Here is a 23,206-nt window from a genome sequence, read left to right as displayed (position 1 = left end):
TCTGGTCAGAATCGGGTTCGGTCTTGGTCAACCCTCTTGTGCATCGGGTCGTACCGGCCCACGATGACCACACCCGCACCGGTCGGTGCGCCGGCCCATCGTGCAAAGGACCCCAGATGACCCCTCGTACCCGCGCCCTGTCCGGCCTGGCCGGCGTGGCCGCGCTCGTGCTCGCCGCGACCCCCGCCGCCGTCGCCCTGGAGGGGGCCTCTACCGCGAGCCCCGCCGCGGGCTCCGGGGCCACCCGGCACATCGTCATGCTCGACGCCGGTGCGGACGCCTGGCAGCCCGGCGCGAACCGCGCCGCCGCCCGCTCCGAGGTGCGCGCGGCGACCGCCGCCGCCGTCGCGCAGGCACGGGGCCGGGGTCTGCAGGTGGAGCGCACCTTCCCCGCGCTGGGGGGCTACGTCGCCACCATGACCCCCGCGCAGGCCCGATCGCTCGCCACCGACCCCACCGTGAGCTCGGTGGAGGCCGACGGGGTGGTCACCGTCTCCGAGGTCCAGTCGGGAGCCACCTGGGGCCTGGACCGCGTCGACCAGCGCACGCGGACCCTGAACGGTACCTACTCCTACACCGCCACCGGCGCGGGCGTCGACGCCTACATCATCGACACCGGCATCCGGAGCACGCACGCCGAGTTCGCCGGCCGCATGCGCCCAGGCGCCAACTTCGTCTCCAGGGGCAAGAGCACCACCGAGGACTGCAACGGCCACGGGACCCACGTCGCGGGCACCGTGGGCGGGACCACCTACGGCGTCGCCAAGGGCGTCAACCTGGTCCCGGTCCGCGTCCTCGACTGCCGCGGGTCGGGCAGCTGGAGCGGCGTGGTGGCCGGCATGGACTGGGTCGCGCAGAAGGCGCAGGGTCCGTCCGTGGCGAACATGAGCCTGGGCGGCGGCGCCAGCACCTCGATCGACCAGGCCGTGGTCCGCATGACGAACGCGAAGGTGACGACCGTCGTCGCCGCCGGCAACGAGGACCAGAACGCCTGCAACGTCTCCCCGGCCCGCGCGGGCAGCGCCCTCACGGTCGGTGCCACGGACCGCAACGACACCCGCGCGTCCTTCTCCAACTTCGGCACCTGCGTCGACATCTTCGCCCCCGGCGTCGGCATCACCAGCGCCTGGTACCAGAGCAACACGCAGACCAGCACCATCTCGGGCACGTCCATGGCAGCTCCGCACGTGGCGGGTGCCGCCGCGCTCGTGCTGCAGGGCAGCCCGACGCTGAGCCCCGCGGGCGTCGAGAGCGCGCTCGAGTCGCGCGCCACGGCCAACGTGGTGGGCGACCCGATGGGCTCGCCCAACCTCCTGCTCTACACCGGCCCCTGACTCACGGCCGCCCGCAGCCCCGCCGCACCCCCGTGCGGCGGGGCTGCACCCGTCAGCGGTGTCCTGCCGAGGGCAGGGGCAGCGCGCAGGTGTAGACGACCACCCGCCTGGCCTGCGGGTTGCCCTGGCCGACCCTGCGGTAGCGCTCCAGCACCTCCAGCAGCTCGGCGCGCATCGCGGTCAGCTGCTCGGCGCTCACCTGCACGGTGTGGTCCTCCAGCCCGCACGCCTCCTGCCAGCTGGCCTCCCACGCACCGCGCTCGCGCAGCCACCCCTGCGCGCGGTCGCCGAAGTGGGCCAGGTAGTCGAGCGCAAGCCAGTTCGCCGCCTGCGCGTCGTCCTCGTCCGAGCCGCCCTCCTCCCCGCCGACCCCCACCCCCAGCACGCTCGTCTCCGGCGCCGGCGCGGCACGCCATACCCGTCTCCGCCCGGTGCCCGTGCCCGTGTCCTCGACCAGACCCACCTCCTCGAGGCGGCGCAGGTGGTATGACGTGGCGCCGGTGTTGGTGCCGAGCGCGGCAGCGAGCTCGGTCCCCGTCGCACCCCCGTGCACCCGCAGCTCGGCCAGCAGCCGGCTGCGGAGCGGGTGGGCGAGGGTGCGCAGGGCGGCGCGGTCGGTACTCATGCACAGTTATTGTGCACAAAAGCGGTGCACAGGGCGACCACGGGCCCTGGTGCATGCCCTGACCTGCGGGTCTGCCGGTTTGGGCTGGTCCTCCGTCCGGCGGTAGACTGGGACGGTTGCCCCATCACACTGACTACGAAGGTTTGCATCGTGCGCACCTACACCCCCAAGCCCAGCGAGATCACCCGCTCCTGGCACGTCATCGACGCCACGGACGTCGTGCTGGGCCGCCTCGCGTCCCAGGCGGCGATCCTGCTGCGCGGCAAGCACAAGACGATCTTTGCCCCGCACATGGACACCGGTGACTTCGTCATCATCATCAACGCCGAGAAGGTGGCCCTGACCGGCGCCAAGCTCGAGAAGAAGAAGGCCTACCGCCACTCCGGCTACCCGGGCGGTCTGCGTGCGCAGACCTACCAGGAGATGCTGGCGAAGCACCCGACCCGCGCCGTGGAGAAGGCCATCCGTGGCATGCTCCCGAAGAACTCGCTCGGTCGCGCCCAGATCACGAAGCTGAAGGTCTACGCCGGTGACACCCACCCGCACTCGGCCCAGCAGCCTGTCCCGTTCGAGATCTCCCAGGTCGCGCAGTAAGGAAGATGCACATGACCGACATCGACACCAACGTCGAGAACGACGAGTTCGACGAGAACTCGATCTCCGAGTACACCTCAGAGTCCTCCGCCCCCGTGGAGGCTGCCGCGCGTCCGACCGCGTCGGCTCCCGGCGCCGCCACCGGCCGACGCAAGCAGGCCATCGCCCGCGTGCGCATCGTCCCGGGGACCGGTGAGTGGAAGGTCAACGGCCGCACCCTGGAGGAGTACTTCCCCAACAAGGTGCACCAGCAGATCGTCAACGAGCCCCTCACCGTCCTCGAGCTCGTCGGCGCCTACGACGTGCTCGTCCGCGTGCACGGCGGTGGCCCCTCCGGCCAGGCAGGCGCGGTCCGCCTCGGCGTGGCCCGCTCGCTCAACGGCGTGGACCCCGACCTCAACCGCGCGACCCTGAAGAAGAACGGCCTGCTCAGCCGGGACGCACGCGTCCCCGAGCGCAAGAAGGCTGGTCTGAAGAAGGCGCGCAAGGCGCCGCAGTACAGCAAGCGCTGACCGGCGCGCCCGTCCCTCGACGGGCATGCCACCACCGAGGGCCGGTGGGAGCACTGCTCCCGCCGGTCCTCGGGCGTGCATACGGCATACTTCCGAGAGGTCCGCCCCGGGCCGGCGGCACCACGCACCAGACACGACGACACCAAGCGAGGCACCATGGCACGACTGTTCGGCACCGACGGGGTCCGAGGGCTCGCGAACGAGGCCATCACGGCCGAGCTGGCGCTGCAGCTGTCGGTCGCGGTCGCGCACGAGCTCGGCGGGCGGGGCGCCTTCGGCGGCCACCGGGCGACCGCCGTCGTGGGCCGCGACCCGCGTGCCTCCGGCGAGTTCCTCGCCGCCGCGGTGACGGCCGGCTTCGCGTCCGCCGGGGTCGACGTGCTGGACGCCGGCGTGCTGCCGACGCCGGCGATCGCCTACCTCACCCAGCTGATGAACGCCGAGATGGGTGCCATGCTCTCGGCCTCCCACAACGCGATGCCGGACAACGGGCTGAAGTTCTTCGCCCGCGGCGGTCACAAGCTCGCCGACGAGCTCGAGGACCGGATCTCCGAGCGGGTCGGGTGCGACTGGGAGCGTCCCACGGGAGCGGCCGTGGGCCGGATCCGGCCCTTCGAGAGGGGCGCGGAGTTCTACATCGACCACCTGCTCGACGCGGTGCCCGGCCGGCTCGACGGTCTGCGGATCGTCATCGACGCCGCGCACGGAGCGGCCTCGGTCGTCGGGCCGGAGGTGTTCCGGCGCGCTGGTGCGACCGTGGACGTCATCGGCGGCGACCCCGACGGCCTCAACATCAACGACGGCGCCGGCTCGACGCACCTGGAGCACCTCCAGGACGCCGTGCGGCTGCGCGGCGCGGACATGGGGGTCGCCTTCGACGGCGACGCCGACCGGTGCCTGGCCGTCGACGCGGACGGCAACATCGTCGACGGCGACCAGATCATGGCGATCCTGGCGCTGTCGCTGCACGAGCGTGGCCAGCTGACCGACGACACCCTGGTCGCGACCGTGATGAGCAACCTGGGGCTCCTCCAGGCCATGGAGCGGGAGGGCATCACCGTCGTGCAGACCGCCGTCGGGGACCGCTACGTCCTGGAGGAGATGCGGGCGCACGGCTACTCCCTGGGCGGCGAGCAGTCGGGTCACGTCATCATGCTCGACCACGGCACCACGGGTGACGGCGTGCTCACCGCGCTCATGCTGGCTCAGCGGGTGGTGTCCTCGGGCACCCCGCTCGGCGTGCTGGCCGGGGTGGTCACCCGCCTGCCGCAGGTCCTGGTCAACGTCAGGGGCGTCGACAAGGACCGTGTGGAGAGCGACGAGGGCGTCCGCGCGGCGGTGCTCGCCGTCGAGGGCGAGCTCGGCTCCGGCGGTCGGGTGCTGCTGCGCAAGTCCGGCACGGAGGCGCTGGTGCGGGTGATGGTCGAGGCCGACACCCAGGAACGTGCGCAGGGGTATGGAGAGCGACTGGCCTCGGTGGTGCGCGAGCGCCTGACGCTCTGACAAGCGTCGGGGGGCGAGGGCGCCCGCGCGCCGGTCAACCGACGGTGCTGGGCTCCGCGGCGTCGCTGAGCTCGACGACGATGTCGTCGAGGAACTCCTCGATCGCCTCGATCCCGTCGACCGGACCCCCGGCCAGCAGGCCGTCGGCCCCGAGCAGCACCGCGCTCGGGCTGGCGCCGGCGCCCAGCGCGGCGTACAGCCGGGAGCCCGGGTCCCACCAGATGCCGGTCCGGTCGCCGACGGCCTCCGGTGAGTCGAAGGGGTAGGGGGTGAAGACCAGCTGGACGCCCAGCTGCGGCAGGCGCTCGCGCCAGGTGCTCAGCCGGGCGAGGGCCTCGTGGGTCGGGCCGCACCAGCAGTTGACGAGGACGACCAGCTGGGCCTGGCTGCGCAGCAGCCGTGCCGGGCTCGTGACCTGGTGGTCGGGTCCGACGAGGAGGCCGTCCGGGACCGGTGCGCGCACGTAGTCCAGCTCGCCGGCGGTCGGCCGGGTGGCAGCCGGCGGCTGGTGGGCGGCGGTCCGCGGCTGGTGGGCCGGGGTGCCGGGTCGACCTGGTCCCGAGCCGAGCACGAGGAGCGTGACCGCGGCGAGCGCGAGCGCCAGGAGGAGCCACAGCCAGTCCCCGCCGGTGTAGGCCCCGACGAGCGCCCCGGTGCTGCGCCCGGTGAGCGCCACGCCTGCGGTCACCACGGAGAGCGCGAGGAGCAGGGTGTTGCGCACCACCGTGCGCCCGGTGATCCGGTGGTCACCGATCCGTCCGAAGCACCCGCAGGTGGGTCGGGGGTCGAAGCCCATCGCCCGCACGATCACGGCCCAGAAGGCGACGAAGAGGCCCAGCGCCAGGACCGCCCCCAGCGCGAAGGTGGGCGTCCACGGGGTGAGCAGCAGGGCGGCCGTCGCGAGCTCGAGGAAGGGCAGGGCTCGGGCCGTGGAGCCGTTGGCCACGACGCCGGGCAGCCGCAGGAGCCGCATCATGCTCAGCGTGGACGCACGGGTGTCACGGATCTTGGAGACGCCGCTGAGCACGAGAACGGCGGCCAGCGTCAGCGGGGCGAGGGAGAGAGCGGTGTCCACGGCACTCACACGAGCTGCTCGAGGAGCCCGGTGTCGACGTCGTAGAGGAACCCGCCCACCTCGGCCCGACCGCGGACGAGCGGGTGCGTGCCGACCCGGCGGACGTCCTCCACGAGCGCGGCCCGCTGGTCGGGCACGACGTGGAAGTGCTGCCACCACGCGTCCTGGCCGGACAGGTCGGTGATCTTCTCGCGCAGCTCGTTCTCGCTGAACTTCGTCATGGCGCACCGGGTGTGGGGGACCACCAGGATGCGTTGAACGTTGAGCAGGTGCACCCCCAGGACGATGGCCTCGAGCGCCGCCTCGGTGATCCGTCCTCCGGGGTTGCGGAAGATCTTGGCGTCGCCGTGCGTGAGCCCGAGCATCTTCAGCGGCTCGATGCGGCTGTCCATGCAGGTCACGATCGCGACCCCGGCACGGGCGATGCCGTCGAAGCCCCACAGCTCGTCGGCGTGCTCCCGCGCGTAGTCGGCGTTGGCGGCGAGCAGGTCGTCGAAGCCGGACCTCGTCGTCGTGCCGTCGCTCATCGTGCCGCCTCCACCTGTGCGCGGGTCGGGATGGTCGTGCCGAGGGGGGTGGTGACGTCGGCGAAGAAGTCGTTGCCCTCGTCGTCGACGTCGATGGACACGGGGAGGTCCTCGACCTCGATCCGCCAGACCGCCTCCATCCCCACCTCCGCGGAGGTGAGCAGCCGGTGTGGCGTCTCGTCCTTCCCCAGGGGGAGCAGGTCGCGGTAGCGGAAGCAGGGCGCGGACACCGTCATGGGCACAGAGTAGTCGGCGCCCGTCCGCACCTACCCTGGGGAGGTCGGCGCAGCGTCGGCGTCCGCACGACCCGGGAGGACCTGGCATGACGTCACGCGGGGGCGGCGGGCCCCTCACCGGGATCCGCGTGGTCGAGCTGCAGGGTCTGGGTCCGGTGCCGCACGCCGCGATGGTGCTGGCGGACCTCGGGGCCGAGGTGCTGCGCGTCGAGCGGGACCCGGGGCGGGGCCTGCGGCTCCAGCCGTCGCAGGAGGACCTGCTGCTCCGGGGGCGGGCCGGGACGAGCACCGTCGACCTCAAGACCCCGGAGGGGGTGGCGGAGGTCCTGGGCCTGGTCGAGGACTCCGACGTCCTGCTCGAGGGGTTCCGTCCGGGTGTGGCGGAGCGGCTGGGGGTGGGACCGACGGAGTGCCGCTCGCGCAACGACGCCCTCGTGTACGTCCGGGTGACCGGGTGGGGGCAGACGGGTCCGTGGGCCGGCCACGTCGGCCACGACCTCAACTACATCGGGCTCACGGGCGCGCTGCACGCACTGGGGCCGGCCGACCGTCCGCCACCCCCTCCGCTCAACCTCGTCGGGGACTTCGGCGGCGGCTCGATGCTGGCGGTCGTCGGCACCCTGGCCGCCCTGGTCGCGCGGGCGTCCACCGGGCGGGGGCAGGTCGTGGACGCGGCGATGGTCGACGGGACGACACTGCTGTCCCAGATGACCCTGTCGATGCTCGGCGGCGGACTGTGGGACCTGCGCCGGGAGTCGAACCTCCTCGACGGCGGCGCACCCTTCTACCGGACCTACACCTGCGCCGACGGGAGGTTCGTGGCCGTGGCCGCGATCGAGGAGGCGTTCTGGGCCGCTCTCCTGGAGGGGCTCGGCCGCGCGGTGGAGGCGCTGCCGGACCGGCAGGACCGCCGGAGCTGGCCCCGCCTCCACCACGAGCTGGAGACGATCTTCGCCACCCGCGACCGCGACGACTGGGCGACGCTGTTCGAGGGCACGGACGCGTGCGTGACCCCGGTGCTGACGTTCAGCGAGGCGGCGGACCACCCGCACCTGCGGGCCCGGGGCACCTACGAGGAGCGCGACGGCCGGGTGCAGGCCGGGCCCGCGCCCCGGTTCACCCCTCCGGGGTGAGGCGGTCGGGGCCACCGAGACCTGGTCTGTCGAATCCCGGGCCGTCACGGTCCGGGTGCCCGAGGTTCGCGCGGGTCGGTGCCGCGGCGCCCGCCCTCGCGACCGTCCAGGAGGCGCACGCCACCGCCCGGTCGAGCGCGTCCTCGAGGTCGTCCAGGTCGGCGCCCCGCAGGCGCTCGCGGGCTGCCGTCGAGCCGAGCAGCCCGGCGTCGAGCAGGCCGCTGAGCAGGCCTGCCATGAAGGAGTCGCCGGCGCCGACGGTGTCGACGACGTGCACCGGGACCGGGTCCAGCTCGATGGTGCTGTCGGTGCGGCTCAGGTGCACCAGGACTCCCTCGCCACCGCGGGTCACGACGACCACCGCCGGTCCCAGCAGGCCCCACAGGTGGACGACGTCCTCGACGGGAGCCCCGGCGTACAGCCACTCCACGTCCTCCAGGGACGCCTTGACCACGTCCGAGCGGCCGATGCACTCCTCGATGCGCGAGCGGACCTCGTGGGGGTCGCCCATGATCGTCGGTCGGCAGTTGGGGTCGTAGGAGACGGTGGCGACCTCACGGGCGGAGGACACGAGGTCGAGCACGGTGCTCGCGCCCGGCTCGAGGGTCGCGGCGATCGATCCGGTGTGCACGTGGCCGACCCCGTGCAGGTCGACGGGCGCCACCTCCCAGACCAGGTCGAAGTCATAGGTGGCGACGGCCCGGGCGTCCAGGTGGGCCGTGGCGGTCGAGGTGCGGGGCGCGTCGTGCGAGCCCGGCGTCAGGACCACGTCGGCGTCGAGCAGGTGGTCGGTGACGCGCCGGCCGCGGACGTCGTCGCCGAGGTGGGTGGACAGGCGGGTGTCATGGTCGAGGGCCGCCAGACCCACCGCGACGTTGGCCGGCGACCCGCCGACGTGCTCGGTGGGCTCACCCCCGCCGTGCGGCAGGACGATGTCGACGAGAGCCTCACCGACGACGAGGACCGCGGGGGTGTCCACGTCGGAGGCTCAGTGGTGGGACTCGGGGGACAGGGAGTCGGCGATCTGCGCGACCTTGTCCAGGCGGTGGTGCGAGGTGATCTCGCGGATCGTGCCCGAGCGCGAGCGCATGACCAGGGAATGGGTGACGGCCGTCCCGGAGCCGTAGCGCACGCCCCGCAGCAGCTGTCCGCTGGTGATGCCCGTGGCGGCGAAGAAACAGTTGTCGCTGGTCACGAGGTCCTCGGTGGTGAGGACGCGGTCGAGGTCGTGCCCGGCGTCGATCGCCCGCTGCCTCTCATCGTCGTCCCTGGGCCACAGCTTGCCCTGGATGACGCCACCCATCGCCCGCATGGCGCACGCGGTGATGATGCCCTCAGGGGTGCCGCCGATGCCGATGAGCATGTCGGCAGAGGTCTCCTCGCGGGCCGCGGCGATGGCGCCGGCGACGTCCCCGTCGGTGATGAACCGCAACCGGGCGCCGGCGTCCCGGACCTGCTGGACGTAGTCGGCGTGCCGGGGACGGTCGAGCATGACGACGGTGACGTCCTCGACGTGCTTCTTCTTGGCCCGGGCCAGCCGGCGCAGGTTCTCCCGGATGGGCAGCCGGATGTCGACGCGGTCGGCCGCGTCGGGCCCGACGACCAGCTTGTCCATGTAGAAGACGGCGGAGGGGTCGTACATCGCGCCGCGCTCGGAGACCGCGATGACCGAGATCGCGTTGTCCATGCCCTTGGCGGTCGGGGTGGTGCCCTCGACGGGGTCGACGGCGACGTCGACCTGAGGCCCGGAGCCGTCACCCACCCTCTCACCGTTGAAGAGCATCGGCGCCTCGTCCTTCTCGCCCTCGCCGATGACGACGATCCCGTCCATCGCCACCTTGCCGACGACCTTGCGCATCGCCTCGACGGCGGCGTTGTCGGCGAGGTTCTTGTCGCCCCGGCCCACCCACCGACCGGCTGCCAGCGCGGCGGCCTCGGTGACGCGGACCAGCTCCATCGCCAGGTTGCGGTCGGGGATGACCTGCTCGGTGCTCGGGTGGACGGGCCGGTCGACGGCAGCCATGCGGACTCCTTCGTAGGACGGCGGACTGGATGTCACCATATCGGTCGGGGCCGGTCCCGGGGGTGGGGGATGCGACCATGGTGGGGTGAGTACCCCGCAGCCCCCCGCCGTCGACGAGCAGGCGCCGTCGGGAGGCGGTCCGCGGCCTGACCCGGACGCCGGCCGGAAGCGTCTCGCGACCTACACGGTGCGCAACATGGTCTTCTCCACCCTCATCCTGCTGGCGGTGGTCCTCGTCCTGTGGTCGATGACGTTCAACCCCGCCGAGTCGCAGCGTCGGACCCCCGACGTCGCGCAGCCCGCGGCCCACGCGGCAGAGGAGGCCACCTTCCCCGTGTGGGTCCCGGCGCCCGGGGAGGGCTGGACCCCGACGGTGGTCTGGTACGACGCGCGCGTCGCGGAGGTCCAGACCTGGCACGTGTCCTACGTCTCTCCCGAGGGTGCGTACGTGGCCGTCCACCAGGCTGCGGACGTCACCGACGAGTGGCTCGCCGAGGTGCTGCCGGAGGCGCAGGCCGACGGCGCGGTCCGGCTCACCGGCCCGCAGGGGGAGCAGGAGTGGCAACGGTGGTCGGGCCCGAGCGACGGCAACGCCGAGGTGGGCTACGTGCTGGGGCCGGAGGAGACCGGCGGCTCGACGGTCGTCGTGCACGGCACGGCGGACCAGGCGGAGTTCGAGACGTTCCTCGTCACGATCACCGCCGAGGACTGAGGAGCCGGGCCGTGCCCGGTCCGGGGCGGTGTCAGCCGTCTGCGCCGTCCGGGCCGGGCTCGATGTCCGACCCGGAGGCGGTGGCGCGGTCCAGCGTCTGCTGGGCGGCGTCCAGCTTGGCCTGGCAGTGGGCCGCCAGCTTCTCGCCGCGCTCCCACAGCAGCATGGACTCCTCCAGCGGGACCTGGCCCCCCTCGATGCGGGCCACCAGCCCGACCAGCTCGTCGCGAGCCTGCTCGTAGGACAGCTGGTTCACCGGGGTCGGTCCCGCAGGGGTCGCGTCGCTCACCCGCCCCACACTAACGGTGCGCGGCCCGCCCTCAGCCGGCTGCCGCCACCGGGCGGGCGGCGAAGTCGCCGCGGGCGACGGTCACCCGCAGCAGCTCGTCGACCCGGACCTCCTGCTGGTCGCGGACGATCGACCCGTCGGGGTGACGCACCACGGCATACCCGCGCTCGAGGGTGTGCTGGGGAGAGACCGCGCGCAGGTGCCGGAGCAGCTGGTCGGTGCGGTCGTGCTCGCGCGCGAGGCGGTCCTCGAGCCGAGCCGCACCACGGTCGCGCAGCGCCACGACCTCGGCGCGGTGCTGGGCGACGATGGCCGCCCGGTCCGCCATGACCGGGCGGCTCATGAGCGAGCGCAGCCGCTCGCGCTCGCCGTCCAGCCGGCGGGTCACCGCCTGACGGGCACGGCGGAGCACCGTCGCCAGCCCCCGCGCCTCGTCCTCGACGTCGGGGACGACCGCCGCGGCGGCGTGCGTCGGCGTCGAGGCCCGCAGGTCGGCGACGAAGTCGACGAGCGGCGTGTCTGTCTCGTGCCCGATGGCGGACACGACGGGGGTGCGCGCGTCCGAGACGGCCCGCACGAGGGTCTCGTTGCTGAAGGGGAGCAGGTCCTCGAAGGACCCGCCGCCGCGGGCGATCACGATCACCTCGACCTCGACCATCGCGTCCAGCTCGCGCAGGGCACCGGTCACGCCGGTCACGGTGTCGGGGCCCTGCACCGCGACCTGGCGGATCTCGAAGCGGGCCGCCGGCCAGCGGCGGCGCACCCCCGCCAGCACGTCCCGCTCCGCCGCGGTGCCCCGACCGACCACGAGGCCGATCGTCCGGGGCAGGAAGGGCAGCACGCGCTTGCGGCCCGGCTCGAAGAGCCCCTCGCTGCGCAGCAGCTGCTTGAGGTGCTCGAGGCGCGCCAGCAGCTCGCCCACGCCGACGTGCCGCATCTGTCGGGCGTCGAGCTGCAGGGTCCCGCGCTTGGTCCAGAAGGTCGGCCGGGCGTGCACCACCACCCGCGCGCCCTGCTGAGGGGGTGAGGGCATGGCATCCAGCGCACCGACGGGGATCGACACCGACAAGGACATGTCGACGTCGGTGTCCCGCAGCGTGAGGAAGGCCCGGGAGAGGCCGGGACGGCGGTTGAGCTGCACGATCTGACCCTCGACCCACAGCGGTGACATCTTGTCGACGTAGTCGCTGATCTTCATCGACAGCGTCCGCACCGGCCACGGCGTGGCTGCGGTCGTGTCCCGGGCGGTCGGCGGCAGCGGGGGCGGGGTCACCCCCTTAGCGTAGGGACCATGTCAGACAGCCGGCCGCGGCCCCGCCTCGTGCTGGTGCACGGCACGCGGATGAACGCCGCCCAGTGGGAGCCCTACCGCCCGCTCCTGCCCGGTGTCGAGCTCGTCGCGGTCGACCTGCCGGGGCACGGCTCGCGCGTGGGGGAGGAGTTCACGGCCGACGCCGCGGTGGCGACCCTCGAGGTGGCGGTCGACGGACGGGCCCCCGGGCAGCCGGTGGTCCTGGCCGGGCACAGCCTCGGCGGCTACATGGCGATGCTCTACGCCGCCCGCCACCCGGACGCCCTCGACGTCCTCGTGCTGCTCGGGGCCACGGCGGACCCCCGAGGGCCCCTCACCGGGGTCTACCGCGGGTTCGCCCGGGCCGTGCCGCTCGTCGGCGCGGAGCGGATGGCGCGAGCGTTCAACGCGGTGATGCGGGGGCTGGGGGCGCGGGGCGAGTTCGCCGACGCGCTGCCCGACGGGTCGGCGTATGCCGCGCTGCCGGCGGCCTGGGAGGTCGTGATGGGCGAGTGCGGGCCGGCTCTGCTCGCGGACGTCGAGTGCCCCGTGGTGATGGTCAACGGGGGCCTGGACCAGATGCGCCTGCACGTGCGCAGGTTTGCCGCTGCGGCCCGCGAGCCCTACGTCGTGACCATCCCCGGCGCCACCCACCTGATGCCGAGCACGCACCCGGAGCAGGTCGCCGGGGCACTGCTGCGGGCGGTCGGGCTGGCGGAGGAACGGGCGGCGCCGCCTACCATGGACCGGTGACCTCGACGACTCCAGACACCGCGCCGACCGACGTGACCGTGCCCGCCCCGCCTGCCGGCGACGGCAAGAGGGTGCTCCTGGCCGCCCCCCGCGGCTACTGCGCCGGCGTCGACCGTGCCGTCGTGACGGTCGAGAAGGCCCTGGAGCTCTACGGCCCGCCGGTCTACGTGCGGAAGGAGATCGTCCACAACAAGCACGTCGTGCGGACGCTCGAGAAGCGTGGTGCGATCTTCGTCGACCAGACGCAGGAGGTGCCCGAGGGCGCGCGGGTCATCTTCTCCGCGCACGGGGTGAGCCCGGCCGTGCACGCCGAGGCGGCCGCCCTGCAGCTGCAGACCATCGACGCCACCTGCCCGCTCGTCACCAAGGTGCACCGCGAGGCGATCCGGTTCGCGAGCGAGCACTACACGATCCTGCTGGTCGGGCACACCGGCCACGAAGAGGTCGAGGGGACCGCGGGGGAGGCCCCCGACAACACCATCGTCGTGGAGAGCCCCGCCCACGCGGCGGAGGTGGAGGTGCCCGACCCGGAGCGTCTGGCCTGGCTGTCGCAGACCACCCTGTCGGTGGACGAGACGATGCAGACCGTGGCCGTCCTGCGGGAGCGGTTCCCCCACCTGCAGGACCCGCCCAGCGACGACATCTGCTACGCGACGCAGAACCGTCAGGTGGCGGTGAAGCAGATGGCCGCGGACTGCGACCTGATGATCGTGGTCGGCTCGCAGAACTCCTCCAACTCCAAGCGGCTCGTCGAGGTGGCGCTGGAGTACGGCTCCCGCGACGGCCACCTCGTCGACTACGCCGACGAGATCGACGAGTCCTGGATGGACGGTGTGCGCACCGTGGGTGTCACCAGCGGCGCGAGCGTTCCCGAGGTGCTGGTGCGAGAGGTCCTCGACTGGCTGGCTGCGCGCGGCTACGAGGACGTCAGTGCGGTCACCGCGGCCCAGGAGTCGCTGCTCTTCTCGCTCCCCACCGAGATCCGCCGCGACCTCAAGGCCGCCGGCCGCCAGGACGCCAAGCTGCGCCACGACCCGGGGTCCGTCCCGGTCGCGGCCGACCACGACTCCCTGCGCTGACCCCACCGGACGCGGCGGGTTGCCCGACCGGTCACGCAGCCCGACGGCCAGCGAGGGTGAACCCGCGGACTCCTTGGTATGGAGATCCGGCTAGCTCCCGGTGTGGTCCAGATCGTCCTGGACGGCTCGGTGGTGGACGGCCTCGTGCGTCGCGAGCTCCGGCCGTGCGGGAGTGAGCTCGTCCAGCTCCTCGGCCAGCAGCTCCGCGCTGGTGAGCGGTCGTGTCGCCGTCGTCACCGGCCTCAGCTCCGGGACGGGCTCCTCGACCAGGCCGAGCTCGTGCATCCGACGTGACGTGACCATGACGCGGGACTCCAGGGTCCCGACCATCTGGTTGTAGGCCTCGACCGAGCGGCGCAGCGCACCCCCCATGGTCGTCACGTGGCGACCGAGGGTCCCGAGCCTCTGGTGCAGGTCGATGCCGAGGGCGAGCAGCTCGCGGGCGTTGGCCGTCAGCGCGTCCTGCTGCCAGGCCAGCGCCGTCGCGCGCAGCACGGCGAGCAGGATCGCGGGGGAGGCGAGCACCACCTTGCGGGATTGGGCGTGGTCGTAGAGGTCGGGCTCGGCACGCAGGGCGGCCGCGAGCACGGCGTCGCTCGGGACGAAGCAGATGACGAGCTCCGGCGAGGTCGAGAACGCCGACCAGTACTCCTTCGCGGCCAGCCCCTCCACGTGGCCCCGCAGGGCACGGGCGTGCTCACGGAGATGGCCGGAGGCCTCGACGGGCGTGAGGTCGTCGGCCTGCGCCCGGAGGAACGCCGACATCGGCACCTTGCTGTCCAGGACGAGGGTCTTGCCCCCCGGCAGGCGCACGACGGCGTCCGGCCGGACCCGGGCGTCGTGCCGGGAGACCGCCGACACCTGCTCGTCGAAGTCGCACCGGTCCAGCATCCCGGCGTGCTCGAGGACCCTCCTCAGCTGCACCTCTCCCCACGTGCCACGCGTGCCGGAGGCGCTGAGCGCCCCCGAGAGCACGGCCGTCTGCTGCTGCAGGGAGCGCGTCTGCGCCGCCACCTGCGCGAGGTGCTCGCCGACCTGACCGTACTGCTCGACCCGGTCGCGCTCCAGGGACTGCACCTGCTGCTCGACACGGGCCAGCGACGAGCGGAGCGGTGCCAGCTCGGCCGCCGCCTCGCGGTCGTCCGTCACCGAACGCTCGAGCACCTCCACCTGACGCACCAGCCCGTCCCGCTCGGTCTCGGCCCTGGCCAGGTGCACGTCCCCGCGCGATCGGGCGTACGCCATACCGACCGCGGCGCCCAGCGCGAGGAGGACCACGGCCGCGAGCGTCACCTGCCACCACGCCATCACCATGCGTGCACTGTCCCACCCGGGTCCGACACACCTTGGGAGGACGCGGACCGGCGGCGTGGCAGCACGAGGCGTCCGGTCGGACGAGGTCGTGACCAGATCGTGACCCGGGGTGCGTTGACACCGGACGAAGCCGCTCGCTACGGTTCCCGTGAAATATGAATCACCTTTCATATTCACCTCGCACGAAGGAGTGTTCCGGTGACCCGCACACGACTGATCACCCTCATGTCCACCGCGGCGGTGCTGGTTGTCGCCGGCTGCGCCCCCTCCACCACGGAGACCGACGACGCGCCCACCGCGGACCAGGGCTCCGAGTCCACCTCCAGCGAGGCGCCCGCCGCCGGGGGCGGCAGCGTCGACGTGGGTATCATCTACTCCGAGACCGGCCCGCTGGCCGCCTACGGCAAGCAGTACAAGGAGGGTCTCGAGGCCGGCATCGACTACGCCACCGACGGGACCGGCGAGGTCAACGGCACGACGATCGAGCTGACCTTCCGCGACGACGCGGGCAGCCCCGAGACCGCGGTCAGCGCGGCCAAGGACCTCATCGGCCAGGACTTCAAGGTGCTGGGCGGCACGGTCTCCTCCGGCATCGCCGTGGCGATGGCCGAGCAGGCCCAGCAGAACGAGGTGCTCTACATCTCCGGCCCCGCGGCCGCCGACGTCATCACCGGCGTCAACGAGTTCACCTTCCGCTCGGGCCGCCAGAGCCTGCAGGACGTCGCCACCGCGGGCGCCATGCTGGAGGACCAGAGCGGCACGGTCGTCGTGCTCGCACAGGACAACGCCTTCGGCCAGGGCAACCTGGCGGCCGTCGAGGCCGTGCTGGGGGCCGAGGGTGCCGAGGTCGCCAGCGTGCTGGTGCCCGAGGACGCCACCGAGTTCACCGGCTTCGCGCGCCAGGTCGTCGACGCCGAGCCCGACCTCATCTTCGTGGCGTGGGCCGGGGCCACGGCGGGCAACATGTGGCAGTCCCTGGACCAGCAGGACGTCTTCGACGTCGCCCCGGTCGTGACCGGTCTGGCCGACAGCGCGACCTTCGCCGCCTACGGCCCGATCGGCGAGAAGATCAGCTTCCTGTCGCACTACTTCCCCGGCGCGCCCGACACCGAGGTCAACGACGCGCTCGTCGAGCACGTCTCCGGGGCCGGCGGCACGCCGGACCTCTTCACCCCGGACGGCTTCGTCGCCGGCCAGATGATCGTGCAGGCGATCACCGAGGGCGGGGACGACGTCAACGCGATGATCGAGGCGCTGGAGGGCTGGGAGTTCGAGGGCCCGAAGGGCACCACGACCATCCGCGAGAGCGACCACGCGCTGATCCAGCCGATGTACACGGCCCAGCTCGTGCAGGACGGCGACGCGTGGACCCCCGAGCTCATCGAGACGGTCCCGGCCGACCAGGTGGCGCCGCCGGAGACCTCCGGCCGGTGACCGAGCCGACCACCGACCCCGGCGCGGGGGCGGCCACCGCCGTCCCCGCGCTCGAGGTCCAGGAGCTGTCGCTGCGCATCGGCGGGGCGCAGATCCTGGAGGACATCACCTTCGCCGTGCCGACCGGCCAGCTCGTCGGCGTGATCGGCCCCAACGGCGCCGGAAAGACCACCCTGTTCAACCTGGTCTCCGGCGTGATGGCCCCCACGGGCGGCCGGGTGCTGCTCGACGGGCAGGACGTCTCCGGGCGCAGCGTGACCCAGCGCGCGGTCGCCGGCCTGGGCCGGACCTTCCAGACCTCTTCGCTCTTCCCGATGCTCTCGGTGGAGGAGAACGTGCGGCTCGCCGCGCAGGTCAAGGAGGGGCACGCGATCTCGCTGCTCTCCTTCCCGCGTCCCGGCGACGCCGCCTCGCGGCGCGCACGGGAGCTGCTGGACGAGGTGGGCCTCGGCTCACGGCTGCGTGCGCGCGCCGGTGACCTGCCCCACGGTGAGAAGCGCAAGCTCGAGATCGCGATGCTGCTCGCGACCGACCCGTCGGTCGTGCTGCTCGACGAACCGATGGCCGGGGTCGCCTCGGGCGACATGGACAGCCTCACCGACGTCATCCGCAGTCTCCACCGCGACCACGGGCGCACCGTGCTCATGGTCGAGCACCACATGGAGGTCCTGCTGGGCCTCGTCGAGCGGGTCGCGGTGCTGCACTTCGGGCACCTGCTCGCCATCGACACGCCGGAGGCCGTGATGGCGGACCCGACCGTGCAGAGCGCCTACCTCGGGGAGCCGGTATGACGTCCGCCGCCGCCGCGGGAGCGCCCGTCCTGGTCGTCCGGAACCTCCGCGCGCACATCTCCGGCCAGCAGGTCGTGGAGCAGGTCGACCTCGAGGTCGCCGCCACGGGGGTGACGGCCCTCCTGGGTCGCAACGGGGTCGGCAAGACGTCCACGATCAAGGCGGTCATGGGGCTCATCGGCCGCTCCGGGACCGTCGAGCTCGACGGGCGCGACATCAGCACCCTCCCGACCTTCCGGGTCGCGGGCCTGGGGGTCGGCTACGTGCCGGAGGACCGCGAGGTCTTCTCGGGGCTCACTGTCACCGAGAACCTGCGGCTCGCCGAGCGCAGGGGCGGCGAGCACCGCTACGACCTCGTCTACGACCTGTTCCCCGAGCTCGAGGAGCGGGGCAACCAGCGGGCGGGCACCCTGTCGGGCGGACAGCAGCAGATGGTCTCCCTGGCCCGTGCGCTGCTCAACGAGAACCGTGTGCTGCTGGTCGACGAACCCACCAAGGGCCTGGCCCCACGGCTGGTGCAGGAGGTCGGGCGGGTCCTGGCCCGTGCCGCCGAGGTCGTGCCCGTGCTCCTGGTGGAGCAGAACCTCCAGGTCGTGCGCGAGGTCGCCCAGCAGGTCGTGGTCCTGACCGACGGCCGCAGCGTCCACTCCGGCCCTGCCGCCGACTTCCTCGACGACCCCACCGCCACCCAGCGCCTCCTCGGAGTGCACGGGGGCGGTGAAGGAGCGATATGAGCACCGTCGTCCTGCTCCTCATCACCGGCGTCGGTCTGGGTGCCATCTACTTCCTGGTGAGCTCCGGCCTGTCCCTCATCTACGGGCTGATGGGCGTGCTGAACTTCGCCCACGGGGTGTTCCTGTCCCTCGGGGCCTTCCTGGGCTGGGAGGTGGCAGCCCGGATGGGCGCCGGGTCCTGGAGCGGTTTCGCCCTGTCCCTCCTGGTCGGGGCGCTGGCCGGCGCCGTGTTCGCGGCCCTCACCGAGCGGTTGCTGGTCCAGCGCCTCTACGAGCGCCACATCGAGCAGGTGCTGGTCACCGTCGGCCTGGCGCTCGCGACCGTCGCCCTCTTCGACGGGATCTGGGGGACCGACCCCCGCTTCATCAGCGGACCCCCGTGGATGGAGCGCACCACGCGGATCGCCGGTGCCAACGTCCCGAACGACCGCTTCGTCGCGATCGCCGTGGCCCTGGTCGTGCTCGCCGCGATGGTGGTCTTCCTCCAGCGCACGCGCTACGGCATGATCATCCGCGCAGGGGTCGAGAACCGCTCGATGGTGACCGCCCTGGGCATCGACGTGCGCAACGCCTTCACCCTCGTCTTCACCATCGGCGGCGCGGCGGCCGGGCTCGGCGGGGTGCTGGCGTCGCACTACTTCGGCTACGTCTCGCCGCTGCTGGGCCAGACCCTGCTGATCTTCGCCTTCATCGTCACGGTGATCGGTGGCCTCGGCTCGCTCGCCGGCGCGGCGATCGCCTCGGTCCTCGTCGCCCTGCTGCAGCAGTTCGCCAACTACTACCTGGGGGGCACCGGCGACTTCGCGGTCGTCATCCTGCTGGCCGTCGTCCTGCTCACGCGGCCCTCGGGCCTGATGGGGAGGTCGTCATGACCGAGGAGACCCGTTCCGTGGACGTCCGAGCCCTGGTTCCCAGGTTCGTCCTGCCCGTCGGTCTGGTCGTGCTGCTGGCCTGCCTTCCGCTGCTCAACCTTTCGCTGCCGGGCGTGCTGCCCGGACCGACCTACACGCCGGGCAGCCTGCACCTGATGGCCCTCGCCATGGTGATGGCGGCCCTGGCGCTGTCCTACCACCTCCTGTTCGGCGTCGCCGGTCTGCTGTCCTTCGGGCACGCGCTGTACTTCGGGATCGGCGCCTACGGGCTGGGGATCTTCATGCGCGAGCTCGAGCTCGGGCTCGTGCCGGCCGCGCTGCTCGTGGTGGTCGCCGGAGTCGTTCTGGCCACCCTGCTCGGCGCGGTCAGCCTGCGGGTCACCGGCATCCCGTTCGCGATGGTGACCCTCGCCTTCGCGCAGGCGGGATCGGTGCTCGTGCGCCGCGACCAGCTGGAGGTCACCGGCGGCGAGGAGGGGTTGCGTCTTCCGACCGAGCACGTGCCCGACTTCCTCGTAGGGGTGGCCGACACGCGCAACCTGTACTGGCTCGCGCTCGCCGCCGTCGTCCTGGCCTACGTCGTCGTCACCTGGGTGCAGAACAGCCGTGCCGGGCACGTCGCCGAGGCGATCCGGGAGAACGAGCTGCGGGTCCGGGTCCTGGGGATGCGGCCCTTCCTCGTCAAGCTGGCCATCTTCGTCTCCGCCTCGGTCATCGCCACGGTCATGGGGATGGTCCATCTCCTGCTCAACTCCGGTGCCGTCCCCCACGTGATGAGCGCCGACCTGACCATCTCCCTCCTGCTCATGGTCGTCCTCGGCGGCGTCGGGTCCCGGTGGGGTGCGGTGGCCGGCGCCGTGGTCTACGTCCTGCTCAGCCAGCGGCTCACCGTGCTGGCGCAGTCCGCCTGGGTCGACGAGCTGCCCGCCGTCCTGCGTATCCCGCTCTCGGAGCCGCTGTTCATCCTCGGGGCGCTCTTCGTCCTCGTCGTCCTCTTCCTCCCCGGAGGCCTGGCCGGCACGGTGGCCAGGATCGCGCGCCGCAGCGGTCGTCGTGATGGACGGGCGACGGACGAAGGTCCCGGCCGGCTGGAGACGACATGAGCACGCCGAGGACGAGGGACGGTCTCCACACCCTGGGCCGGTGGCCCTCGGACCGCGCCCGGATCGACCCTGACCACGTCGCCGTCGTCGACCGCGGGGTCGAGCTCACCTACGCCGCGCTCGAGGAGCGGGTCGCGTCCCTCACCCGCCGCATGCGGGCCGCCGGGATCGGGCGCGCGGACCGCGTCGCCACGCTCGTCGGCAACAGCGCCGAGCACGTCGTCCTCCTCTTCGCCTGCGCTCGGCTCGGCGCGGCCCTCGCGCCCCTGTCGTGGCGGCTCGCGCCGGGTGAGCTGGCGCGCCAGGTCGAGCTGCTGACCCCCGTCCTGCTCGTCGTCGAGGAGGAGACCGCGGCCCTGGCCCGGCAGGTCGCCGGACGGCTCCTCGCCCCCGTGCCCACGGCACACCTGACCTCGCTCGACTCGGCCGGTGCGCTGCCGGTCGTCCGCGAGCACGCCGCGCCGGTCGAGGCCGTCGACGACGAGGATCCGCTGCTCGTCGTCTTCACCTCCGGCACCGGCAGCGCGCCCAGGGCCGCGGTGCTCTCGCACCGTGCCTGCTGGTGGACCAACCTGTCGCTGTCGCGCACGGTCGAGCTGAGCGCCCACGACGTCGTCCTCAGCGTGCTGCCCCAGTTCCACGTCGGCGCCTGGAACATCCAGCCGCTGCTCGCGTGGTGGACCGGCGCCACCGTGGTCCTCGAGCGCTCCTTCGACCCGGCCCGCGTCCTCAGCCTCGTCGGCGAACGGAGGGTCACCACGATGATGGGGGTGCCGACGCAGTACCTCATGCTCGCCGAGCACCGGGCCTTCGCCGAGGCCGACCTGTCGAGCCTGCGCAGCGCTCTCGTCGGGGGCGCGCCCATGCCGGCGCCGCTGCTGCGCACCTTCCACGCCCGCGGTGTCGCGCTCACCCAGGGCTACGGGCTGACCGAGGCCGGGCCCAACGTGCTGTGCCTGCCCCCGCACGAGGCCAGCCGACGCGCCGGGTGGGCGGGCGTGCCCTACCCGCACGTCGACGTCGCCCTCGCCGACCCCGCCACCGGGGCCCGGATCGACGGCCCGGGCACGGGTGAGCTGCTCGTGCGCGGACCGGGCCTGTTCAGCGGCTACGTCCGCGACGAGCCGGCCACCGCCGGTGCTCTCCGCGACGGCTGGCTCGCGACCGGCGACGTCGTCGAGCGCGACCAGGAGGGGTGCCTGCGCGTCGTCGACCGGCTCAAGAACATCTTCATCACCGGGGGGGAGAACGTCGCGCCGGCCGAGGTCGAGGCGGTGCTGCGGCGGCACCCCGCCGTGTCCGAGGCTGCGGTGACCGGTGTGCCCCACCCGCGCTGGGGCGAGGTCGGTGTCGCGGTCGTCGTCGCCCGACCCGGGGTGCCGACCGACGAGCTGGACCTGCTGGAGCACTGCCGTCGCGAGCTGGCCGCCTTCAAGGTGCCGGTGCACGTGCGGCTGGTCGAGGAGCTGCCCGCCGTCGGCATCGGCAAGATCGACCGGGTCCGCGTCCGCGACCTCGTCGCCGACCTGCTGCCGGACCGCGCGGACGGGGGTATGCCGTGACCACGGACCCCACGGACCCCACGGACCCCACGGACCCCACGGACCCCACGGACCCCACTGCCCCTCCCGCACCCGGGCGGCCGGCACCGCGGACCGCCCGCGGTGCGCGGACCCGCAGCCGGCTGCTCCAGGCGGCGGAGGACGTCTTCGCCGAGGTCGGCTACCCCGACGCGTCCATCGTCCGGATCACCGAGGAGGCCGGCGTCGCGCTGGGCACCTTCTACGTGCACTTCGCGGGCAAGAAGGAGGTCTTCGACGAGGTGGTGCGCGACCTCAACCACCGCGTCCGCACGGCGATGACCGCGGCGACGGCCGACGCCCCCTCACGGCTCGAGGCCGAGCGCGCCGGCTTCAGCGCCTTCTTCCGGTTCACCGCCCAGCACCCGGCGCTCTACCGCATCATCCGGCAGGCCGAGTTCGTCTCGCCGGAGGCGATGAAGGACCACTACACCTCCATCCTCACCGGCTACGAGCAGGCGCTGACGAGAGCGAAGGACGAGGGCCAGATCGCGGGGCTGGACCCCACGGTCGCCGCCTGGGTCCTGATGGGGGCCGGCGAGCTGATCGGGATGCGCTGGGTGCTGTGGGAGCAGCAGGCTCCCGCTGCCTACCCCGACGGCATCCCGCCTGCGGTGTTCGAGGGCCTGATGGACATCATCGCCCGCCTTCTCGGCGGCCCGGGGGAGACCGCGACCGACCTTGCCGACGCGACCCCGAGGAGCCACCCGTCATGACGTCCTTCGTCCCGATGCCGTCCGTGGAGCTGGTCGTCGGCCCGCGGTACCACCCCGAGACCGTCGCCGTCGACGGCGGCGAGCTGTTCTGCGGCGTCTGGGAGCCGGACCCCCCGCAGGTCGAGGGGTCCGCCCCGACCGTGGTGCTCGTCCACGGCATCACGTCCTCGCACCTGGCCTGGCCCGCGCTCGTCGACCTGCTGCCGGCGGTGCGGGTCCTCGCCCCGGACCTGCGGGGGCGGGCCGCCTCGCGCGACCTGCCGGGCCCGTACGGCATGGGCCGGCACGCGGACGACGTGGCCGCGGCCATCAGGGCCCTGCACCCGGGCGACGACCCGGTGACGGTCGTCGGACACTCCATGGGCGGTTTCGTCGGCGTCGTGCTGGCCGACCGGCACCCCGGGCTGGTGGGTGAGCTCGTCCTGGTCGACGGTGGCCTGCCGCTCACCCCGCCCCCGGGAGTGAGCCCCGACCAGCTGGCCGAGGCGACCCTCGGCCCGGCCGCGGCCCGGCTGCGGCAGACGTTCTCCACGCGGGCCGACTACCGCGACTACTGGCGTCAGCATCCCGCCCTCGGTCGGGACTGGTCCGAGCTGAGCGAGGCCTACGCCGACTACGACCTCGTCGGTGAGGAGCCAGCCCTGCACCCGGCCACCCGGGAGGCCGCCCTGCACGGCGACATCCGCGAGCTCGTCGACGGCCACGACCTCCTGCGCGGCCTGGACCGGCTGCGGCACCCGACCACCTGGCTGGTGGCACCCCGCGGCCTGATGGACGAGGTGCCGCCGCTCTACCCGGAGCAGGCCCGGGCCGCCTGGTGCACGGCATACCCCTCCCTGGTCCTCGCCGAGATCCCGGACGTCAACCACTACTCGATCGTGCTGTCGCGGCACGGGGCGGCGGAGGTGGCCCCCTGGGTCGAGCAGGCGGTCGCCCGCCAGCGCGGTGACGGCCACGGCCCGTCGCGCGGCTAGAC

At 73.0% G+C, this 23,206-nt stretch carries 25 protein-coding genes; 16 read left to right on the top strand and 9 right to left on the bottom strand.

Going from position 1 to position 23,206, the window contains the following annotated elements; genetic code table 11:
* Positions 1–116: 116 nt before the first annotated feature.
* On the top strand, positions 117–1,334 hold the full coding sequence (locus ACI3ET_RS08860; RefSeq protein WP_405032651.1) for a S8 family peptidase: 1,218 nt from the start codon (positions 117–119) through the stop codon (positions 1,332–1,334).
* A 52-nt stretch (positions 1,335–1,386) separates the two neighbouring features.
* On the opposite strand, the gene ACI3ET_RS08855 is transcribed toward ACI3ET_RS08860, so the two are convergent.
* The gene (locus tag ACI3ET_RS08855) at positions 1,387–1,959 is read right to left on the bottom strand and encodes an ArsR/SmtB family transcription factor (protein ID WP_405032650.1); all 573 of its coding nucleotides are present in this window, start codon (positions 1,957–1,959) and stop codon (positions 1,387–1,389) included.
* A 150-nt stretch (positions 1,960–2,109) separates the two neighbouring features.
* On the opposite strand from ACI3ET_RS08855, the gene rplM reads away from it, so the two are divergent.
* From rplM to glmM, 3 genes are all read left to right on the top strand, one after another.
* Positions 2,110–2,553, top strand: coding sequence for a 50S ribosomal protein L13 (gene rplM / locus ACI3ET_RS08850; protein ID WP_405032649.1), 444 nt, complete (start codon positions 2,110–2,112; stop codon positions 2,551–2,553).
* A gap of 11 nt (positions 2,554–2,564) precedes the next feature.
* Complete coding sequence (gene rpsI, locus ACI3ET_RS08845) at positions 2,565–3,065, top strand: 30S ribosomal protein S9 (protein ID WP_405032648.1); 501 nt, start codon at positions 2,565–2,567, stop codon at positions 3,063–3,065.
* Positions 3,066–3,221: 156 nt separating this feature from the next.
* The gene (gene glmM, locus ACI3ET_RS08840) at positions 3,222–4,568 is read left to right on the top strand and encodes a phosphoglucosamine mutase (RefSeq protein WP_405032647.1); all 1,347 of its coding nucleotides are present in this window, start codon (positions 3,222–3,224) and stop codon (positions 4,566–4,568) included.
* Between the two features lie 34 nt (positions 4,569–4,602).
* Here the strand turns inward: glmM and ACI3ET_RS08835 are convergent, their stop codons facing one another.
* Genes ACI3ET_RS08835 through ACI3ET_RS08825 form a run of 3 tightly spaced genes read right to left on the bottom strand, consistent with a single transcriptional unit; the run spans position 4,603 to position 6,406 of the window.
* Positions 4,603–5,652 (bottom strand): MauE/DoxX family redox-associated membrane protein, encoded by a 1,050-nt coding sequence (locus tag ACI3ET_RS08835; RefSeq protein ID WP_405032646.1) that lies wholly within the window; start codon positions 5,650–5,652, stop codon positions 4,603–4,605.
* Positions 5,649–6,170: a beta-class carbonic anhydrase gene (locus ACI3ET_RS08830; RefSeq protein WP_405032645.1), complete on the bottom strand. Its 522-nt coding sequence runs from the start codon at positions 6,168–6,170 to the stop codon at positions 5,649–5,651. The genes ACI3ET_RS08835 and ACI3ET_RS08830 overlap by 4 nt, the downstream gene beginning before the upstream one ends.
* Positions 6,167–6,406 carry a fumarate hydratase C-terminal domain-containing protein gene (locus ACI3ET_RS08825; protein WP_405032644.1) on the bottom strand — a complete coding sequence of 80 codons (240 nt, stop codon included), beginning with the start codon at positions 6,404–6,406 and terminating at the stop codon, positions 6,167–6,169. Before ACI3ET_RS08825 ends, ACI3ET_RS08830 begins: the two co-directional genes overlap by 4 nt.
* Before the next feature lie 86 nt (positions 6,407–6,492).
* Between ACI3ET_RS08825 and ACI3ET_RS08820 the strand changes: the two genes are divergently transcribed.
* Entirely contained in the window at positions 6,493–7,539 is a 1,047-nt protein-coding gene (locus tag ACI3ET_RS08820) for a CaiB/BaiF CoA transferase family protein (protein ID WP_405032643.1), read from the top strand.
* Here ACI3ET_RS08820 and ACI3ET_RS08815 read toward each other — a convergent pair.
* Positions 7,523–8,518: a carbohydrate kinase family protein gene (locus tag ACI3ET_RS08815; protein WP_405032642.1), complete on the bottom strand. Its 996-nt coding sequence runs from the start codon at positions 8,516–8,518 to the stop codon at positions 7,523–7,525. The two genes, ACI3ET_RS08820 and ACI3ET_RS08815, sit on opposite strands and share 17 nt — an antisense overlap.
* A gap of 9 nt (positions 8,519–8,527) precedes the next feature.
* Positions 8,528–9,562, bottom strand: coding sequence for a class II fructose-bisphosphatase (gene glpX / locus ACI3ET_RS08810; RefSeq protein WP_405032641.1), 1,035 nt, complete (start codon positions 9,560–9,562; stop codon positions 8,528–8,530).
* An 85-nt stretch (positions 9,563–9,647) separates the two neighbouring features.
* On the opposite strand from glpX, the gene ACI3ET_RS08805 reads away from it, so the two are divergent.
* Complete coding sequence (locus ACI3ET_RS08805) at positions 9,648–10,274, top strand: DUF4245 domain-containing protein (RefSeq protein WP_405032640.1); 627 nt, start codon at positions 9,648–9,650, stop codon at positions 10,272–10,274.
* A 31-nt stretch (positions 10,275–10,305) separates the two neighbouring features.
* On the opposite strand, the gene ACI3ET_RS08800 is transcribed toward ACI3ET_RS08805, so the two are convergent.
* Both ACI3ET_RS08800 and xseA read right to left on the bottom strand, forming a co-directional pair.
* Positions 10,306–10,563, bottom strand: coding sequence for an exodeoxyribonuclease VII small subunit (locus ACI3ET_RS08800; protein ID WP_405032639.1), 258 nt, complete (start codon positions 10,561–10,563; stop codon positions 10,306–10,308).
* A 31-nt stretch (positions 10,564–10,594) separates the two neighbouring features.
* On the bottom strand, positions 10,595–11,836 hold the full coding sequence (xseA, locus tag ACI3ET_RS08795) for an exodeoxyribonuclease VII large subunit (RefSeq protein ID WP_405032638.1): 1,242 nt from the start codon (positions 11,834–11,836) through the stop codon (positions 10,595–10,597).
* An 18-nt stretch (positions 11,837–11,854) separates the two neighbouring features.
* Between xseA and ACI3ET_RS08790 the strand changes: the two genes are divergently transcribed.
* Both ACI3ET_RS08790 and ACI3ET_RS08785 read left to right on the top strand, forming a co-directional pair.
* Positions 11,855–12,607 carry an alpha/beta fold hydrolase gene (locus tag ACI3ET_RS08790; protein WP_405032637.1) on the top strand — a complete coding sequence of 251 codons (753 nt, stop codon included), beginning with the start codon at positions 11,855–11,857 and terminating at the stop codon, positions 12,605–12,607.
* 38 nt (positions 12,608–12,645) lie between these two features.
* Positions 12,646–13,686: a 4-hydroxy-3-methylbut-2-enyl diphosphate reductase gene (locus ACI3ET_RS08785; RefSeq protein WP_405032662.1), complete on the top strand. Its 1,041-nt coding sequence runs from the start codon at positions 12,646–12,648 to the stop codon at positions 13,684–13,686.
* Positions 13,687–13,776: 90 nt separating this feature from the next.
* On the opposite strand, the gene ACI3ET_RS08780 is transcribed toward ACI3ET_RS08785, so the two are convergent.
* On the bottom strand, positions 13,777–15,000 hold the full coding sequence (locus tag ACI3ET_RS08780; protein WP_405032636.1) for a DNA recombination protein RmuC: 1,224 nt from the start codon (positions 14,998–15,000) through the stop codon (positions 13,777–13,779).
* Positions 15,001–15,225: 225 nt separating this feature from the next.
* On the opposite strand from ACI3ET_RS08780, the gene ACI3ET_RS08775 reads away from it, so the two are divergent.
* Genes ACI3ET_RS08775 through ACI3ET_RS08740 form a run of 8 tightly spaced genes read left to right on the top strand, consistent with a single transcriptional unit; the run spans position 15,226 to position 23,204 of the window.
* A complete protein-coding gene (locus ACI3ET_RS08775; protein WP_405032661.1) occupies positions 15,226–16,434 on the top strand; it encodes a substrate-binding domain-containing protein in 1,209 nt (402 codons plus the stop codon).
* Complete coding sequence (locus tag ACI3ET_RS08770) at positions 16,431–17,225, top strand: ABC transporter ATP-binding protein (protein ID WP_405032635.1); 795 nt, start codon at positions 16,431–16,433, stop codon at positions 17,223–17,225. The genes ACI3ET_RS08775 and ACI3ET_RS08770 overlap by 4 nt, the downstream gene beginning before the upstream one ends.
* Complete coding sequence (locus tag ACI3ET_RS08765; protein WP_405032634.1) at positions 17,222–17,959, top strand: ABC transporter ATP-binding protein; 738 nt, start codon at positions 17,222–17,224, stop codon at positions 17,957–17,959. The genes ACI3ET_RS08770 and ACI3ET_RS08765 overlap by 4 nt, the downstream gene beginning before the upstream one ends.
* Positions 17,956–18,831 (top strand): branched-chain amino acid ABC transporter permease, encoded by an 876-nt coding sequence (locus ACI3ET_RS08760; RefSeq protein WP_405032633.1) that lies wholly within the window; start codon positions 17,956–17,958, stop codon positions 18,829–18,831. The genes ACI3ET_RS08765 and ACI3ET_RS08760 overlap by 4 nt, the downstream gene beginning before the upstream one ends.
* A complete protein-coding gene (locus ACI3ET_RS08755) occupies positions 18,828–19,934 on the top strand; it encodes a branched-chain amino acid ABC transporter permease (protein ID WP_405032632.1) in 1,107 nt (368 codons plus the stop codon). The genes ACI3ET_RS08760 and ACI3ET_RS08755 overlap by 4 nt, the downstream gene beginning before the upstream one ends.
* Positions 19,931–21,496: a class I adenylate-forming enzyme family protein gene (locus ACI3ET_RS08750; RefSeq protein ID WP_405032631.1), complete on the top strand. Its 1,566-nt coding sequence runs from the start codon at positions 19,931–19,933 to the stop codon at positions 21,494–21,496. The genes ACI3ET_RS08755 and ACI3ET_RS08750 overlap by 4 nt, the downstream gene beginning before the upstream one ends.
* Positions 21,493–22,230, top strand: a complete 738-nt coding sequence (locus tag ACI3ET_RS08745; protein WP_405032630.1) for a TetR/AcrR family transcriptional regulator — start codon at positions 21,493–21,495, stop codon at positions 22,228–22,230. Before ACI3ET_RS08750 ends, ACI3ET_RS08745 begins: the two co-directional genes overlap by 4 nt.
* On the top strand, positions 22,227–23,204 hold the full coding sequence (locus ACI3ET_RS08740; protein ID WP_405032629.1) for an alpha/beta fold hydrolase: 978 nt from the start codon (positions 22,227–22,229) through the stop codon (positions 23,202–23,204). The genes ACI3ET_RS08745 and ACI3ET_RS08740 overlap by 4 nt, the downstream gene beginning before the upstream one ends.
* Positions 23,205–23,206 lie beyond the last annotated feature (2 nt).

The organism is Ornithinimicrobium jinqii, assembly GCF_045032595.1.
In the GTDB taxonomy this organism is placed as follows: Bacteria; Actinomycetota; Actinomycetes; order Actinomycetales; family Dermatophilaceae; genus Ornithinicoccus.
The sequence above is the reverse complement of the archived record's forward strand: the minus strand, read 5'-3'. Positions and strand labels throughout refer to the sequence as shown.

What these genes read in the sequence shown, in the direction of transcription:
- ACI3ET_RS08820 (WP_405032643.1), top strand. Translation starts at nt 6,493, where the DNA reads ATGACGTCACGCGGGGGCGGCGGGCCCCTCACCGGGATCCGCGTGGTC.
- ACI3ET_RS08760 (WP_405032633.1), top strand. Translation starts at nt 17,956, where the DNA reads ATGAGCACCGTCGTCCTGCTCCTCATCACCGGCGTCGGTCTGGGTGCC.
- ACI3ET_RS08740 (WP_405032629.1), top strand. Translation starts at nt 22,227, where the DNA reads ATGACGTCCTTCGTCCCGATGCCGTCCGTGGAGCTGGTCGTCGGCCCG.
- ACI3ET_RS08755 (WP_405032632.1), top strand. Translation starts at nt 18,828, where the DNA reads ATGACCGAGGAGACCCGTTCCGTGGACGTCCGAGCCCTGGTTCCCAGG.
- ACI3ET_RS08825 (WP_405032644.1), bottom strand. Translation starts at nt 6,406, where the DNA reads ATGACGGTGTCCGCGCCCTGCTTCCGCTACCGCGACCTGCTCCCCCTG.
- ACI3ET_RS08750 (WP_405032631.1), top strand. Translation starts at nt 19,931, where the DNA reads ATGAGCACGCCGAGGACGAGGGACGGTCTCCACACCCTGGGCCGGTGG.
- glmM (WP_405032647.1), top strand. Translation starts at nt 3,222, where the DNA reads ATGGCACGACTGTTCGGCACCGACGGGGTCCGAGGGCTCGCGAACGAG.
- ACI3ET_RS08790 (WP_405032637.1), top strand. Translation starts at nt 11,855, where the DNA reads ATGTCAGACAGCCGGCCGCGGCCCCGCCTCGTGCTGGTGCACGGCACG.
- ACI3ET_RS08830 (WP_405032645.1), bottom strand. Translation starts at nt 6,170, where the DNA reads ATGAGCGACGGCACGACGACGAGGTCCGGCTTCGACGACCTGCTCGCC.
- ACI3ET_RS08780 (WP_405032636.1), bottom strand. Translation starts at nt 15,000, where the DNA reads ATGGTGATGGCGTGGTGGCAGGTGACGCTCGCGGCCGTGGTCCTCCTC.
- ACI3ET_RS08765 (WP_405032634.1), top strand. Translation starts at nt 17,222, where the DNA reads ATGACGTCCGCCGCCGCCGCGGGAGCGCCCGTCCTGGTCGTCCGGAAC.
- ACI3ET_RS08860 (WP_405032651.1), top strand. Translation starts at nt 117, where the DNA reads ATGACCCCTCGTACCCGCGCCCTGTCCGGCCTGGCCGGCGTGGCCGCG.
- ACI3ET_RS08855 (WP_405032650.1), bottom strand. Translation starts at nt 1,959, where the DNA reads ATGAGTACCGACCGCGCCGCCCTGCGCACCCTCGCCCACCCGCTCCGC.
- ACI3ET_RS08775 (WP_405032661.1), top strand. Translation starts at nt 15,226, where the DNA reads ATGTCCACCGCGGCGGTGCTGGTTGTCGCCGGCTGCGCCCCCTCCACC.
- rpsI (WP_405032648.1), top strand. Translation starts at nt 2,565, where the DNA reads ATGACCGACATCGACACCAACGTCGAGAACGACGAGTTCGACGAGAAC.
- glpX (WP_405032641.1), bottom strand. Translation starts at nt 9,562, where the DNA reads ATGGCTGCCGTCGACCGGCCCGTCCACCCGAGCACCGAGCAGGTCATC.